General features: G+C 36.8%; 19 protein-coding genes. 3 read left to right on the top strand and 16 right to left on the bottom strand.

All coding sequences use genetic code 11. From position 1 onward, the window contains the following. Positions 1–367: 367 nt before the first annotated feature. From ACTNB8_RS15265 to ACTNB8_RS15225, 9 genes are all read right to left on the bottom strand, one after another. Positions 368–832, bottom strand: a complete 465-nt coding sequence (locus tag ACTNB8_RS15265) for a helix-turn-helix domain-containing protein (protein ID WP_441055953.1) — start codon at positions 830–832, stop codon at positions 368–370. Positions 833–999: 167 nt separating this feature from the next. After that, positions 1,000–1,596, bottom strand: a complete 597-nt coding sequence (locus tag ACTNB8_RS15260) for a DUF1643 domain-containing protein (RefSeq protein WP_441055952.1) — start codon at positions 1,594–1,596, stop codon at positions 1,000–1,002. Positions 1,597–1,881: 285 nt separating this feature from the next. Continuing rightward, positions 1,882–3,765, bottom strand: coding sequence for a hypothetical protein (locus tag ACTNB8_RS15255; protein WP_441055951.1), 1,884 nt, complete (start codon positions 3,763–3,765; stop codon positions 1,882–1,884). After that, positions 3,755–4,093, bottom strand: a complete 339-nt coding sequence (locus tag ACTNB8_RS15250; protein ID WP_441053363.1) for a hypothetical protein — start codon at positions 4,091–4,093, stop codon at positions 3,755–3,757. Before ACTNB8_RS15250 ends, ACTNB8_RS15255 begins: the two co-directional genes overlap by 11 nt. Further along, complete coding sequence (locus ACTNB8_RS15245) at positions 4,068–4,631, bottom strand: hypothetical protein (protein WP_441053361.1); 564 nt, start codon at positions 4,629–4,631, stop codon at positions 4,068–4,070. The genes ACTNB8_RS15250 and ACTNB8_RS15245 overlap by 26 nt, the downstream gene beginning before the upstream one ends. Then, positions 4,625–4,810 (bottom strand): hypothetical protein, encoded by a 186-nt coding sequence (locus ACTNB8_RS15240; protein WP_441053359.1) that lies wholly within the window; start codon positions 4,808–4,810, stop codon positions 4,625–4,627. Before ACTNB8_RS15240 ends, ACTNB8_RS15245 begins: the two co-directional genes overlap by 7 nt. 63 nt (positions 4,811–4,873) lie before the next feature. Then, entirely contained in the window at positions 4,874–5,614 is a 741-nt protein-coding gene (locus ACTNB8_RS15235) for a PmeII family type II restriction endonuclease (protein WP_441055950.1), read from the bottom strand. Continuing rightward, positions 5,601–6,809 (bottom strand): DNA cytosine methyltransferase, encoded by a 1,209-nt coding sequence (locus tag ACTNB8_RS15230; protein WP_441055949.1) that lies wholly within the window; start codon positions 6,807–6,809, stop codon positions 5,601–5,603. The genes ACTNB8_RS15235 and ACTNB8_RS15230 overlap by 14 nt, the downstream gene beginning before the upstream one ends. Next, positions 6,809–7,018 carry a helix-turn-helix domain-containing protein gene (locus ACTNB8_RS15225; protein ID WP_087226918.1) on the bottom strand — a complete coding sequence of 70 codons (210 nt, stop codon included), beginning with the start codon at positions 7,016–7,018 and terminating at the stop codon, positions 6,809–6,811. Before ACTNB8_RS15225 ends, ACTNB8_RS15230 begins: the two co-directional genes overlap by 1 nt. A 169-nt stretch (positions 7,019–7,187) precedes the next feature. On the opposite strand from ACTNB8_RS15225, the gene ACTNB8_RS15220 reads away from it, so the two are divergent. Further along, the gene (locus tag ACTNB8_RS15220; RefSeq protein WP_441053353.1) at positions 7,188–7,643 is read left to right on the top strand and encodes a very short patch repair endonuclease; all 456 of its coding nucleotides are present in this window, start codon (positions 7,188–7,190) and stop codon (positions 7,641–7,643) included. A 41-nt stretch (positions 7,644–7,684) separates the two neighbouring features. On the opposite strand, the gene ACTNB8_RS15215 is transcribed toward ACTNB8_RS15220, so the two are convergent. The 7 genes from ACTNB8_RS15215 to ACTNB8_RS15185 form a co-directional block, all read right to left on the bottom strand. Continuing rightward, positions 7,685–8,977 (bottom strand): plasmid recombination protein, encoded by a 1,293-nt coding sequence (locus ACTNB8_RS15215; protein WP_441055955.1) that lies wholly within the window; start codon positions 8,975–8,977, stop codon positions 7,685–7,687. Between the two features lie 266 nt (positions 8,978–9,243). Continuing rightward, entirely contained in the window at positions 9,244–9,477 is a 234-nt protein-coding gene (locus tag ACTNB8_RS15210) for a hypothetical protein (protein WP_024720741.1), read from the bottom strand. Positions 9,478–9,548: 71 nt separating this feature from the next. Continuing rightward, positions 9,549–10,544 (bottom strand): AAA family ATPase, encoded by a 996-nt coding sequence (locus ACTNB8_RS15205; RefSeq protein ID WP_441055954.1) that lies wholly within the window; start codon positions 10,542–10,544, stop codon positions 9,549–9,551. A gap of 257 nt (positions 10,545–10,801) precedes the next feature. Further along, positions 10,802–10,972, bottom strand: coding sequence for a hypothetical protein (locus ACTNB8_RS15200; protein WP_441055948.1), 171 nt, complete (start codon positions 10,970–10,972; stop codon positions 10,802–10,804). Next, entirely contained in the window at positions 10,938–11,303 is a 366-nt protein-coding gene (locus ACTNB8_RS15195; protein ID WP_441055947.1) for a plasmid mobilization protein, read from the bottom strand. Before ACTNB8_RS15195 ends, ACTNB8_RS15200 begins: the two co-directional genes overlap by 35 nt. Beyond that, positions 11,296–12,381, bottom strand: coding sequence for a tyrosine-type recombinase/integrase (locus ACTNB8_RS15190; RefSeq protein ID WP_441055946.1), 1,086 nt, complete (start codon positions 12,379–12,381; stop codon positions 11,296–11,298). The genes ACTNB8_RS15195 and ACTNB8_RS15190 overlap by 8 nt, the downstream gene beginning before the upstream one ends. A gap of 31 nt (positions 12,382–12,412) precedes the next feature. Continuing rightward, positions 12,413–12,601 (bottom strand): hypothetical protein, encoded by a 189-nt coding sequence (locus tag ACTNB8_RS15185; protein WP_024720800.1) that lies wholly within the window; start codon positions 12,599–12,601, stop codon positions 12,413–12,415. Positions 12,602–12,789: 188 nt separating this feature from the next. Here ACTNB8_RS15185 and ACTNB8_RS15180 point away from each other — a divergent pair, with 188 nt between their 5' ends. Beyond that, positions 12,790–13,254, top strand: a complete 465-nt coding sequence (locus ACTNB8_RS15180) for a helix-turn-helix domain-containing protein (protein WP_441055945.1) — start codon at positions 12,790–12,792, stop codon at positions 13,252–13,254. Further along, positions 13,236–13,967: a hypothetical protein gene (locus ACTNB8_RS15175; protein ID WP_441055944.1), complete on the top strand. Its 732-nt coding sequence runs from the start codon at positions 13,236–13,238 to the stop codon at positions 13,965–13,967. Before ACTNB8_RS15180 ends, ACTNB8_RS15175 begins: the two co-directional genes overlap by 19 nt. Positions 13,968–14,043 lie beyond the last annotated feature (76 nt).

Here is a 14,043-nt window from a genome sequence, read left to right as displayed (position 1 = left end):
GTGAAAAACTCCAATCTATCAAAAATCGCATGTGAATTATAGTGAATTACTCCAACTCGCAAAGGGCTGGAGTAATTTTATATCTGACCGCATCATTATTTGGCGGTTACAAAAAACAAGCTCGCAAATGCCCATTTTACTAGGCTTTGCGAGCTTTTGAAAATTATTCGAATTCGCAAAGTTCTACTTGATTCATAGTACATATCCCATGTTTCAGTCTCAAATCAGTTCGTTATTGAACTGTTTTGTATGTATTGTCTCTGATGCTATAGAATCTTATTGTCATTTTATTGTCACTAATAGTAATTGATTGGTCTTCTTCAATATCATTTGAATTTTTACATTATTGCACTCTAAAAGCTATAAATTACTTTCCCGATAAAGACTTTCCAACCACATAAACACCTATCAACATCACCGCAATTGACATTCCTAAGAGTATTCCTGAAATAAAATCTTTCATATCAGAGCCGCCAACTGCATAAGAAAGAGCTTGCATAGCTATGCCCATAACAATTAACACAACTCCGTACAAAGTGTTCTTTTGTTTTTCTAATTCCTGTGTTCTTCTAAGTAAATCTAAAAACTGTTCTTCATCATAAATGCGAACACTTTTTTCTCCTGAAGTTTCACCATCAAACAATTCTGCAACTGTAATTTCCAACTCATCACATAGATTCTTAACAATAGAATAATCAGGCATGCATTTTCCAGTTTCCCATTTTGAAATAGTTTTGTTTGAAACGCCTAGCTTTTCTGCCAACTGTTCCTGAGTCATGTTTTTCTGTTTTCTCTTTAAGGAAATGTATTTTCCTATAACTAATTGATTCATTTCTATTCCTCCATTCATTTGATGATATAATGATACTTTTTTTCAGAATAAAACGAATCCCTTATTGGTAGAATATGAGTGGAATACCTACAAAATCGATCACTCCTGCCATCATTATCCACTTTTGGAACACACTCTTTCATTTAAGGATTTCAAAACTCTTTTCCTCATAATGAAGTCAAATATGTTTTGACATCAAACACTTCTATCCTGGAATCTTTTTTCAAATATAACGGATGATGAGGATGTCCCTTTACAGAACACTTTCCAACCTTACACCAAACAGCATTATACCGATTAGAAATACTAATCATTTCTCTAAGACATTCCTTTAAATATTTTCTTCTTTCTATATTTGTTCCCCAGGCTGCCCAGATTATCGGGTTTTTACCACTGTTTTCCAATATCCATTGAAAGGCCTGCATGTTCTCTTTGTGAAGCATCGGATTTATTTCTTTATTCATTTGATTTGGATCTGTCGCTCGCTGTGCATAGACATTAAACATAATAAATGAGTCAAATCCGTTCCCCATTGCTATCCTTTCGACTGATTTCATTGTGTTATCCATCTTTTCCGGTTCTGCAGTCGATGGATTGATTCCAATAGTAATAAGTGGATTATTCCCCACCGTTCCCAGAATATATCTATATTCCGTATAAAAATCCGGAACATAGATCCATTTTGTCCGATTGTATTTTTCTCTTTCATTCTGCATAGCCATTGCAGTTTGAAATGATAATATCTTAAGTATTTCTTTCATCATAAATTTTACATTTAATTAAAAAACTAATTCTTCTCTAAAAGTAACTACCATACATAAATTTCAACATTATGTCCGCATGACGAAGATAGAACAAATCCCGAGTATTCTACGAATTTGTTAATTATTCGAACTTGCAAAATCGAATTTAGTTCTATATAGTTTTGTATAGGAGATTTGGTTCTATTTGATTTTATTTGTTTCCAACTGTCGTATCTCTATGGTCTGTTTCTGCTAATGTTATCAATTTGTTATCGTTAAATTGTTATCAAAATTATATTTTGACATCTAATTATTAGTATCGGCTTTACTTTTCAAGAGACGACTATCTTCTGTTAAATAAGTAAAAAAGCACTCTTTAGGAAATTCTTCTTCATAAATCTCCTTCTCCATAACACTTCCCGTCAAAAATACTTGACCCTCTGTATTATCGGCCACTATTTTTAGGAAATTTCGATACTTATCATTATCAAGATCTTTATCCTTTGGAGAGTCAAAAATTACCATTCCTACAGAATTTACTACCTCATTTTCTAAAGAGGATTGCAATTTATATAATGACAAAACATAAGAAAGTCTTGCGACTAGTTTCATACTCTCAGAAGATATCCTGTTCATTGTATTATCATTTATTATTGGCATATAGTCTTCTGATGAAATTGATACACTACAAGTCTGTGAGAAAATATTTTTAAAAATCTCCTCATATAACATTTTCCATTTTTCAAATATCAAGATATCATTTGAACTCTTCTTACTTGCTTCGTCCAATTCTTCATGCAAATTCTTTATTTCTGCTGTCAATCTATCTTTTTCAGAAGTCAAACGATTTTTCTCTACTAAATTTTTTCTCAACTCACTGAGTCGATAATATCTACTCGTTGCAGCATCAATTTTTTCTTTGATTTCTTGAATCAAACTTTCTAATGGTTCTTTTATCCCTTCCAATTTGTTAAGGTATCTTTCTTGCATTTTATCAAGTTTTTTTGTCTTTTCTTTTATTTCACCATTAATTTGTTTCAAGAGATTTTGATTTTCCTCAATTAAACTTTGAGCTTCTCTTATCGAATCCTCAATCATCTTCTTGTAAATTGCCGCACTTTCTAGCACATCTTCTTTAGAATGTTCTTTACAATTATGGCATAAACCTGTGTCTATTTCTTCTTGATTTAGTTCACTCAAACAAACCGGACAAATCGTTACAGGTATATCTTTTAACACAGATGTTGCCGCAATATTACCTTTTAAATTTTTTAATTCTATATATAGTTTTTTTAATACATCCTCAATATCAAGCATTTCCAGCTTAGCTTTCGCCTGCTCTTCTTTCAATTTATTTACTTCCGATCGCATTGCAATTATTTCTTTTTCACTGTTTTTATCGCTAATATGCTCTAACTTGATAAGAGTACGGTATTGTTCTGTTGATAAATTATCTTTTTCATGCAATATCTGATTCATCTCTTTATCAACTGCGTCTATCCGTCTAGGATACTTTTCATCTGCATTACTATATTCAGCTAGCAAGTCTTTATATAAGGACTCTTTTGCCCTTATTGAAGTACGTTCTCTCTCTTTACTTTTCAATTCTAATCGTATTCTTTTTTCTTCACTATTATTTCTTTTTAATATTTCTTCAATTATTGTCTTATTAATTAACCCTTGGTTTGAAATATAATCATTTCCGCTTCCCCCCAGACTTGCTAGAATTTTCCCATGTGGAGTTGTCTGGTCTACCACGGCTGTCCTTAAAATAAATCTATACCTAAATGAAGCTTGTTGACCATTTCCATAAGAAATTTTTTCTTTAGAATATTGCTCTTCATCTAGCAGAAAATTAGAATATTCTTCCTTGTTTAAAATAAGAATATCATTGTCATTAGGCATCCCATTTTCATAAGGTGTTACCATTATCATATCTGCATATGGTAATTTACGCATAATTTTAAATTGATTCTTTGACTTTGTTGTTATCTCCGCACACGCCCAATCACATAAACGATATTTTGTAATTTCATCTATAAAATCCGGTATATCTACACCTAATATGTATAACAATAATTTTACAAATGTAGATTTACCTGTTCCATTTTCCCCCAACAATATATTAGTTGCGCCAAATTTATATTCTAAATAGCATTCTCCCGTGACCTTTAATGAATTAATCCACATTCTCCATTAACTCCCTGTATTTATTCACCGTCTCTAATCCCAAATCCGTTATAAATATTTTTCTTACACCGTTTTTTTGAGAATTGTCAAAAACTATTAGCTTCCGAGATACTAACAAAACAATTGCTTTATCCAGTGTTTCTATTGCTTCTATACTTGTTCTATTTAATATTCCCATTGCTAAATTTACTCGATCATAAGCCAAACCTGCATGTCTTCTTGTTGTTAATTTTAACAAAATTCGCATCGAAAGCATGTAAATATTCAGTTCTAAATCATCAATTCGAAACCAATCATTTATTCTATTTACTATTATCTGAGTTTTCATCGGTTTCCTCCTCGATCAACCACCGCAATGCACAATTTGACGTTGCTACATATAACAAGCCTTCCAGAAACGCTTCATCAATTGCTACTAAATCTTTATATTTGTTTACAACATCAGATAAATCATTAAATATTTCTTTAAAACTTGTTCTAAGGGTTTCCCCCTCATTCAAAGAAACAATATATTTGGTGTTAATCACACTTATAAGGTTACAATAGATATCTGTCAAAATCTTCTTTCCATTTTCATTTTTTTCCATTGTAAAAATCGTAGAAACAGTACGTAATTTTTGTATCTTTGCATTATTTCTTGCAACAGAATTAAAGCCTCCATCCTTTAATTTTTTTATCAATACTGTATTATTATCATCTGCATCAATATCAATAAAATCATCCAAGGATACATTAGCATTTTCTATAATATTAATTGCCGGTGCAAGCTCTTTTTTCACTTCGACCGTTTGATGAATCGTAGTCTTATCACCTGCAACCTGATCTCCATAAACTGTACTTTTAGATTGATTGACATCTTCTAACATTTTTTATCTCTACCTACCTGATCTCCACCCACTGAGCTATTTGACTGATTTATTTTATTTACATCCTTTGTATTATGATGTGACGATATCTTTAGTTGAATGCTAATTGTTATCGCAAGCCCAGATAGAATTAGAATATAACCTATTATATCACCTATTGTAATCTGCCAAAATCCCATATTTTACCTCCGCTTTGTTACTAATGATAATTTCCCTTTAAACCCCTTATCGATTTCTAAATATCAATCTCCCGAATTAAATTCTACCAGTTTTTCCCAATCAATACTTCCATCTTCTTTACAAAAACTGTTAGAAAATTCTCTCACAAGTCTATTTGCTGCCTTATTATAGCTTTCTTTATAGTCCGCCACATACTTCTCCGGCATAGTTCCCATATATCCGATAATCTTAATATAGAAATCCTCATCCCCAGTTAGTTCAGTCCAAAACCGTTTTCCTGCCAATTCCTGATACATTTTCGGCTTTCCTCTGCCGGAATCTTTCTTCTTCCCATAGCAATATCCGATATATGCTTCATAACGTGCTTTCACTTGCTGTGCCAGCTTTGACGCCACCATAAAGTTCTGTTCCTGTCGTTTCTTACTGTCCGCATTGAAAACTGCCGGGCCGCTCTTAACTGCAATAGCCGAGATTGTATTTGTTGTATTATCCTGAATCATAATATCAATTCCCTCTGCCAGTGCTTTATTGCCACCACTGGCAGCTATTGCTATCGGTTCAAAAAAGCAATTTCCAAATATTGTTTCTTCACTTGAACTTACAAATGCGGTCAGCACAGACTCCACAATCTCTGAAGCGCTCTGCATAGCTTTTGCACGGTACAGATATGGATTTTTACGTTTCATTACTTTTTTGATATTCAGTCCATCAATTTTTTCAATCAAGTTAGCATAAAAAGTCTCAAGAGCTGTCGCTACCGCTTTTACGACTTCTTGTTCATCATATGAATTATTTAACGGCATACAGATTTCCTCCCAATTCTATTGCGTTTCTTATCTTATTATGTACGTTTGTCCCCCTGAAACGTTTTGTCTCTACAACTGCGTTCCCGTCTGCAACTGCACAAACCGCCTTTCCGATTGCTTCTGCAAGTCCGACAGGCACTGCATTTCCAATCTGACGATATTTCGCAGCCGTCGTTCCGGTAAAAATCCAATCGTCCGGGAACTGCTGAATCCGGGCATATTCCTTTATACTTAGCGGGCGATCCTGTGTAGGATGGCACATCATTGTTGCTTTCTGAACCGGGGATGTAACCACCGTCGGTGATGGTTGATCATAAGAAAGTCTTCTGTAAAACCCAACCTTTCCTCCACCGGATTTGTATGCGCCGCCCATAGCAATCGGTATAATATTCTCCGGCAGGTCACGCCAGTTTCCACCCTCAGGAATCATCTTAAGAAATTTCAAGCGCTCTTCACTTAACGTAGCACACTCGCCTTTGTCAAATTCCAGATCTGCAATCGCATTCCTTACGGTTTTCCACTGATAAGATTTATCCTGATGCATTTGAAAATGTGTCGGGAGCGGAAGAAAAATATCTTCATTATCTCTACTCCCAATCAAAACAAATCTTTCACGGAATTGAGGGACTCCATAATTCACTGCATCCAAAACACCGTATACAGTTTTATAGCCTAATTTATCAAATTCAGCTAAAATAACATCCAGAACAGTTCCTAATCTCTGATCAGGATCATTCTCGTCTCTTTCTGCTAAAGGAACATGCTTCAAAGGAGCTGACATAATTCCTTTTACATTTTCCATGACAAAAAAGCGTGGACGGATATAGTCAATCATCCGAATAAAATCCATAAACAAACTACCTCTGGGATCATTAATCCCTAAACGCTTTCCTGCGGTTGAAAACGGTTGGCACGGTGGCCCTCCACAAATCAGGAAAGGCTCTCCGATAGAAAGCCCTGTCAATTCCAAGAGTTTACGTGGATCTATTTGACGAATATCTCCACCTAATACATTATGACCATTAGCCTGCATTGTCTTCACACATGATTCGTCAAAATCCTGTCCGATTACAACGTTAAGCCCTGCCTTTTCCAGACCTATATCTAATCCCATTGCCCCAGAAAACAAAGAAATAACATCCCGATTATCGGCATATTCATTTTCAGCACCATATTCTATTAAATTTCCCATTAAATCTTCTCTCCGTTTTCTAATATAAAATTCCTTTCAAAAGAGCTGTTTACAGCCTGTGCAATATCTTCCAGCTCTGCTATCGTAAAACTTTCTCTTTTCATTTTTCCACTTAAATTTTGTGGTGATGTGCCTATCCGGCGTGCCAGTTCCGCTACGCTAATATCTGACCGTACACATAACACCTTAATTTGCTCGGAAATCGTCATTTCGGGTACCTCTTTTACACATCAACTTTTACCTTACCAGTATAAATCATCCCGTTTATACCGTCAACGAAATAATTCACCATCTCCACCACATGGTACTTGTCGATAATTTTCAAGACTGTTAAAATAGAATCAGTAAAATTTCCATCAGGAGAAAGGGGATATCTATATGTCACGAGATGCCGCCACTGTATCCAAAAACATGAGTAAAATCCATAGCAAAGATACATCTATTGAACTGCAACTACGCAAGGCTCTATGGCACAAAGGATATCGGTACCGCAAGAATTACAAAGCACTTCCCGGATCTCCCGATATTGTACTTACCAAATACAAAATTGCTATTTTTTGTGACAGTGAATTTTTCCACGGCAAGGACTGGGAATATTTGAAACTAAGGCTTGAAAAAGGACATAATCCAGATTATTGGATCAAAAAAATCGAGCGTAATCGTAACCGTGACTGGGAGAACGACAAAAAATTACTTTTTCTCGGATACACTGTTATTCATTTCTGGGGACAGGATATCAAAAAACATACTGACGAGTGTCTCCAAGTTATAGAAGAAGCTGTTTGGGACAGCAAAATGGCGTCCTTCCATGATGATACATATGACCTTCCATAAAGATTTATATAGCAAACAGGGAGCTGCTTGCCCCCTGTTGTTTACCTTTCCCCTCTGTCCATTTTACGTCTTTTCGCCCGTTTCTGTTCCTTCTCCGCCAGCTCTATCATTTTCTCCTTCTGAACAATATTCTCAATCATATCCCGTCCTAACGCCCGCTCTACTCGGCTAAAATCTCCCAGTCTTTCCTTCAGCGCTCTATTCTCATTCCAAAGTTCCTCTACACGATCTGTAAGAGAATTAACCTTACTCCACGCCCTCTCGTATGACCTTTGCATATCGTTAAATCTTCTGGAAAGATCGAGGTAAGCCCGGTAGACTGACCGCAGTACCGTCATGATCTTTTCAATCAGAGGCTTCGCCTTTTTCTCCCGGTAGGATTTTCCCGTTTCCAACGTTCCAGCCTCCGGCAACACCTCCTCTGGATCGGCAGAATATTTCTCTGCAAATCGTTCCATCTCTTTTACCATAGGCGCAATCTCTGTCAGCTTTTTCTCGTATTGAGCTACCTTTTTCTTAGCCTGATCTGCCTGCTTATCAGCCTCTGCCCGATTTTCATGTGCATAGGATATTTCCCGTTCAATATTTTCCAACTGGTTAAGCCATTTTTTATTGACCTCCTGCATAGTGGCATTATGCTCCTCCAAGCCCGCTTTCTGCTCTTCAAGTGCTGCCACTTCCTTTATACGTTCCTGCTTTTCAAAATCCAGCAACGACAAATGTTTTTCATGGGTTCCTTTCTGCTCCCATTCAATCCCATGCTCCAACATAATTGAAGCAAGCTGCTGCTTTTCAGCCGCCACCCACTGATTTAATTCTGTCTCCATTCTCGTGCCGCCTTTGAAACCAAGCGCTGACAATGCCTGTTTCAAAGATACCCTTGTATCCAGACCACGCTTACTTCCTGTTGTATATGGCACAAAATCTATATGTAAGTGCGGTGTGGCCTCATCCATATGAAGATGAGCAGAAAACACTCTTAAGGTAGGATTTCTCCGTTGAAAATTCTTCATATATTCGTCTAGTATCTTCGCTGCCATCTGTCCCTCTTTTGTTGTCGCTCTCATATTGTCTTTATCCCCGATCTGCAGGATAATCTCATGGAATGGCTTTTCCTGCTTTCCAGAACGGATCTTCTCATAATAATCTTCAATCTTCCGGTCTTTTCTGGCCTGTTTGGAATTATATCGTTCAAGTGCCTCATCAAATAATTCATGGTATACTTCCCGGATATCCTGATTACAGTATTCTACATTCCAGTGACTCCGTTTCGGATCTGTATTCTTTGCATGAAATTTTCTACTGTTGTGGTTAACAGAACCTTTACCTGTCATAAAACTAATCGTTCTCTTCAATAACTCTCCTTTCTCCCTCTTGGGGTAGTATTCAGCGCCGGATACGGCGCATAAGCTTTGTTACTTTCGTCGAAAGTAACGCAAAAGCACTTTTGACAGCCTTCGTCCATCAAAAGTACCCTTGCGCCCTGCGGGGCTGTTTCCGTTCAGCGATCTCCTTCCGTCTGCATCATCTGATTCTTCTCTTTGTCCGTGATTTACAGGTGCGTGCCACGCTCCTGTTATAACTCAAACAGGAAGAATCACTACCAACGAAAGTTCTCCTGTATTCCTTTCTTATCCAGATACTCCTTTCTGGCCTTTTCCCGCTCTTCTTCAGTCGCTGCTGTTTTCGACTGCGTATACAATTGTCTATTGACCAAATGATCCATCTTTTCTTCAAGTCCCTTACATATCTCATCTGAACAACTGTAATCATCCAGCAAATGATACGAGACAAGCTGACGAAATAATGTAAATGGAATCTGTACATTCTTTATTCCCATACACTTCTCCTTTCAAGGTGGCAAGATGCCCTATTCTCAAGAAATGGTCACCTTGCCATCTTCCTTTATTCTGATAATATCCAAAACCATTGGTTTCCCCGTTTGATCGAATCGATTTCCAGTTCCTGTTTTGCATTCCGCAGAGTTTTCTTCTTGATTCCCTGTTTGCTCGCTTCTTCCTCGATCTTTTTCTGTGCCATACCGCCATCAGCCAAAATATCCAACAGAAATTCCTTCGCTATTCGACTTTTTTGTCCTCTTGCATCTCCACTCAAAAGGTCATCTGCACTGATATCATACTCTCCAATCCACTGAAATCCTGTTTCTTTGTCTAATCGGAATGCGACGGATTTTCCTTCCGGTGCAAGGGAACTTTTCACATGACACATTACCCTTGTCTCCGGTTCGTCCTTCAGCCTGCCCACAATCAGGACACTTCTTGCCGCAGCTTGAAAATCAATGGATCCAAGGCCACGATAAGAAGATTTACCATTGCTGTTTTTATTCATATGCCCGATCAGAATGATCGCACAATGATATTTCTCCGCAAGGACTGCCACCCGCTTCATCAACGGACGGATTTCATTGGCCCGATGCATATCCACATCTGTTCCTAGGAATCCCTGTATAGGATCCAGCACCACCATTCTTGCTTTCGTTTGCATGATTGCTTCCTCAAGCCGGACATCTAACATCGTCAATGGCTGTTCTCGATCATCGATGACCTGCACTCTGGAACAATCTGCCCCAGCCGCAAGCAGACGAGGTTTTATCGTATCCCCCAATCCATCCTCTGCCGTCTGATAAATGACATTGACAGGCTGTATAGGGTTATCTTGCGATAGCACTTTCTGTTTCAGATTTTCTTTGCTATCTTTCTGCGCTTCTTTTTGGGATTGCTGCTTCAACAAGATTGGTTCTCCTCTGGTCAGTTTAGCAATGATCTGAAGAACCATCGTTGTTTTTCCTTCTCCCGGATCCCCTTGTATGATCGTGACTTTCCCAAAAGGTATAAACGGATACAACAGCCATTCAATCTGTTCCACTTCCACAGTTTCCATGTTAATCAACTTCAGTTCCGGCACTAATCTTTTCAATTCTGTCTGCTTATTTTCTATCGTTCTCAATTCTATCTCTTTCACCTCCTGTCCTCCCGGGCAAGTCTCTGATGAACAGATAATTGGGAATTGTCGTATCTTACAATCCGTGATATACTTAATCTGCGAAGATGGTATATCAGTAAATCTGATTATCAGAGAACTTGCTCAGATATTTTGTCTGGGCTTTTTCTTTTTTCCAGCTCTCATTTCTCCACCTCTCAAACAAACCGTCTTGTTGGAATCACTATAATCTCAAACCTACTTCCATCCATCAATTCAATCAACACCACATGTTCTGATTCAAAATCCACAAGGATAGAGGCAATTTCTAACTTCTTAGAGCGATTCAAGATTTCATAAACTTTGTTGACCATCTTTTTTGTTTTCATCTGTATTTCTCCTTTCCGCAAATCCATTCAAAATTTCCAACATGGTTCTGATTGGAGTAAATAATTCTTCTCCAGCATCATTCAATGTGTTCAGACATTTTAATTCTGTCTCAATCTCCCGGAGCTGTTTTCGGAACTGCACCAGCATCAATGGATTACCAACAGCTGTGATCTTTTGATATAAAACGCTTTCAATGATGTATTCTTGTCTGGTTTGATATCCACAAAGTTTCACCCTTTTATCCAGTTCTTCGTTTTCTTCAGGAGACATTCGAAAAGCAATTGTTACATTACGCCAACGATTCTTTTTATCCATATTTTTTTCACTCATTCCATGAATCCTCTCTTTCCTCATTTAACCTGTCTGCCATATCTTTCTGTATCGTAGGAAATAAATGTGCATATCGATATGTAATCTCAACACTTTCATGCCCTACTCTCTCTGCAATTGCCACAGCAGAATATCCCATATTAATCAGCAGCGATACGTGAGAATGCCGGAGATCATGGATACGGATTCGTTTGACACCTGACAGCTTTACTCCCCGATCCATTTCATGATGGAGATAACTTTTAGAAATCTGAAAGATTCGATCTGTTTCCTTCAGTCCATACAGCATACTTAAGTAACTTTCTAGCTCTTCACTCAAAAATTCCGGCATCACTATAATTCGATTACTTTTCGGTGTTTTAGGATCTGTTATGACATCTTTTCCCTCTAAGCGCTGATAAGATTTATTGATGCGTATAGTATGGGAACTGAAATCCAGATCTGCCGGTGTTAAGGCCAAAAGCTCCCCCATTCTCAATCCACACCAATAGAAAATTTCAAATGCGTAAAAGGATATTGGCTTATCTGCAACTGCCTCAATGAACTGTGTATACTCTTCTTTTGTCCAGAAAAGCATTTCCTTGGATTTTTCTTTCCCCATAGATCCCGCCTTACGTGCAACATTACTTTTCAAATCATAAAAGTTAACCGCATGATTCAAAATCGCACTCATTTGATTGTGGATTGTCTTAAGATATACCTGCGAATACCCCTTTCCATTGGCATCTCGATGATTCATAATCGTGTTTTGCCACTGACGGATATCTGCCGTCTTGATCTCCTGTAGTTTTCTATCCGTAAAATACGGGAGAATCTTCTTATCAACAATGTGCTTTTTAGTCAGCCAGGTATTATATTTAATCCTGGGTTTAATATCGTTCAGATAAATATTTACAAAATCTCCGAATGTCATATCCAGACTTCTATTTTCCTTTAATTTAAAAGCCCTCTCCCAGTCTTGCGCATCACATTTACGCTTAAATCCCCTCTTTGTCTTTTGCTTTCTGGCACCTGTCCAATCCTTATAATAGGTGCGAACTTCATAAGTATTGGTCTTTTTGTTTTTAATAACTGCCATTCATTTTCACCTTCTTTCTTGAACTCTCACATTATTTTGTTTCGCTCATACCATAAACACGTTCTTCAAAATATTTACGGCTAATTTTACCCTTAACAACCACAAATCCCTGTTTTTCCAGTTCATCGTTTAGCTTGCGTACCAGACGATAAGCAAAGGAATCAGATACTTCTAATTCCCGGGCAACTTCTTTTGCTGAGATAAATAATTTGCTCGCCATATTTTCTTCCTCCTTTCCCTTTTTATAAATTCTATCAGTTCATTTCTGAACGGTACACTTGTATCATAACATTTCATTTTCGAAATGTCAACAGAATAATTTCAATATTGAACGCTTTATTTTTATATTTCATTTTTGAACTGTTCATGCTATAATAAGAGACAAGAACTGTGAAGGAGCGATTAATTATGACTGTTGGAGATAAAATCAGGAAATATCGGTTAGAACAAGGATATACCCAAAAAGAATTGGCCATAAAGGCAGGACTAAGTGAGTCAGCTGTAAGAAATTATGAACTTGGGAACCGCACTGCTTCTCAGGATCAATTAGAAAAAATTGCCAATGCATTAAAAATCAGCCCGTTCGCACTGGCAAATCCTAACTTTGATACCTATATAAGTGTTATGCATTCTCTTTTCGCATTGGAAGACCAGTATGGACTCCATGCCTACAGAGATGAATCCGGGGTGCCTCAATTGATGTTCAAGGATAAAGGACATGATTCATTAAATATGCTGGATCAAGTTGGTGAATGGGCAGATATGTACCAGAAATACAGAAACGAGGAAATTACAGAAGAGGAATACTTAGCTTGGAGAAGTAAATATCCAAATAATATCTTGAGAGGATTAAAATGTCATCAGAAATATTAGCTTCAACTATCATTCAGAACACCACGAATTCTGCAATGAGTTCTTACGAAAAATATTCATTGATTATTTCTATTATTGCAATTGCTATTTCAATAGGTGTACCACTCCTACAGTGGCTTTATAAAAAGACAAAAAGATTAAAGTTGTCTATTATACCTTTTGAAAATAACCCTCTTTCATTATTATTTAATGAATCTGGATGTTACTTTAAACTAATGTTTTGCATTCAATGTGAAAATCAGGATACTACTATCACATCAATTGAGGTTACCTTAAAACGACAATCTGATACATGGGAAAAAACATACAAATGGTCTTCCCTTGATTCTATATACTTAAATTGGTTTGGCAATAACACAGCAAATAGAATAAACTCTGCAACATATGCCCGCCCTTACAAAATTAAGGAAAATACATTAGAACCATTTATTATCGAATTTTTAATTCAAGATGATGCGTCAAAAGTTAATTCTGAATGTAATGCCAATGAAACTTCTCTTTTTCAATTTATGCATTTCAATCCTGATTACCAAATCAGCTCATGCAAAACTATTGATGAACTGAAAACAACAATTGCCTCTATCAAAGCTGGATATAAACGAACAAACGAATATTCTTCAATAAATAAAACTTTAAAACAATATTTTTATTGGAAAGCAGACAAATATTTATTGAATCTTAAAGTGAACCCATTTGTCAAGACATTTTTTTAAAAAAATTAAGTTGGATTTCGGAAGGGATACTCCCATCCTTTTCTCCCTTGTTTACCCACTAAGTGTGGATATATGA

Origin of the sequence: Blautia sp. HCP28S3_G10 (genome assembly GCF_052065235.1) — a bacterium.
In the GTDB taxonomy this organism is placed as follows: Bacteria; Bacillota; Clostridia; order Lachnospirales; family Lachnospiraceae; genus Blautia_A.
The sequence above is the reverse complement of the archived record's forward strand: the minus strand, read 5'-3'. Positions and strand labels throughout refer to the sequence as shown.

What these genes read in the sequence shown, in the direction of transcription:
- ACTNB8_RS15265 (WP_441055953.1), bottom strand. Translation starts at nt 832, where the DNA reads ATGAATCAATTAGTTATAGGAAAATACATTTCCTTAAAGAGAAAACAG.
- ACTNB8_RS15260 (WP_441055952.1), bottom strand. Translation starts at nt 1,596, where the DNA reads ATGATGAAAGAAATACTTAAGATATTATCATTTCAAACTGCAATGGCT.
- ACTNB8_RS15255 (WP_441055951.1), bottom strand. Translation starts at nt 3,765, where the DNA reads ATGTGGATTAATTCATTAAAGGTCACGGGAGAATGCTATTTAGAATAT.
- ACTNB8_RS15250 (WP_441053363.1), bottom strand. Translation starts at nt 4,093, where the DNA reads ATGAAAACTCAGATAATAGTAAATAGAATAAATGATTGGTTTCGAATT.
- ACTNB8_RS15245 (WP_441053361.1), bottom strand. Translation starts at nt 4,631, where the DNA reads ATGTTAGAAGATGTCAATCAATCTAAAAGTACAGTTTATGGAGATCAG.
- ACTNB8_RS15240 (WP_441053359.1), bottom strand. Translation starts at nt 4,810, where the DNA reads ATGGGATTTTGGCAGATTACAATAGGTGATATAATAGGTTATATTCTA.
- ACTNB8_RS15235 (WP_441055950.1), bottom strand. Translation starts at nt 5,614, where the DNA reads ATGCCGTTAAATAATTCATATGATGAACAAGAAGTCGTAAAAGCGGTA.
- ACTNB8_RS15230 (WP_441055949.1), bottom strand. Translation starts at nt 6,809, where the DNA reads ATGGGAAATTTAATAGAATATGGTGCTGAAAATGAATATGCCGATAAT.
- ACTNB8_RS15225 (WP_087226918.1), bottom strand. Translation starts at nt 7,018, where the DNA reads ATGACGATTTCCGAGCAAATTAAGGTGTTATGTGTACGGTCAGATATT.
- ACTNB8_RS15220 (WP_441053353.1), top strand. Translation starts at nt 7,188, where the DNA reads ATGTCACGAGATGCCGCCACTGTATCCAAAAACATGAGTAAAATCCAT.
- ACTNB8_RS15215 (WP_441055955.1), bottom strand. Translation starts at nt 8,977, where the DNA reads ATGACAGGTAAAGGTTCTGTTAACCACAACAGTAGAAAATTTCATGCA.
- ACTNB8_RS15205 (WP_441055954.1), bottom strand. Translation starts at nt 10,544, where the DNA reads ATGGAAACTGTGGAAGTGGAACAGATTGAATGGCTGTTGTATCCGTTT.
- ACTNB8_RS15200 (WP_441055948.1), bottom strand. Translation starts at nt 10,972, where the DNA reads ATGAAAACAAAAAAGATGGTCAACAAAGTTTATGAAATCTTGAATCGC.
- ACTNB8_RS15195 (WP_441055947.1), bottom strand. Translation starts at nt 11,303, where the DNA reads ATGAGTGAAAAAAATATGGATAAAAAGAATCGTTGGCGTAATGTAACA.
- ACTNB8_RS15190 (WP_441055946.1), bottom strand. Translation starts at nt 12,381, where the DNA reads ATGGCAGTTATTAAAAACAAAAAGACCAATACTTATGAAGTTCGCACC.
- ACTNB8_RS15185 (WP_024720800.1), bottom strand. Translation starts at nt 12,601, where the DNA reads ATGGCGAGCAAATTATTTATCTCAGCAAAAGAAGTTGCCCGGGAATTA.
- ACTNB8_RS15180 (WP_441055945.1), top strand. Translation starts at nt 12,790, where the DNA reads ATGACTGTTGGAGATAAAATCAGGAAATATCGGTTAGAACAAGGATAT.
- ACTNB8_RS15175 (WP_441055944.1), top strand. Translation starts at nt 13,236, where the DNA reads ATGTCATCAGAAATATTAGCTTCAACTATCATTCAGAACACCACGAAT.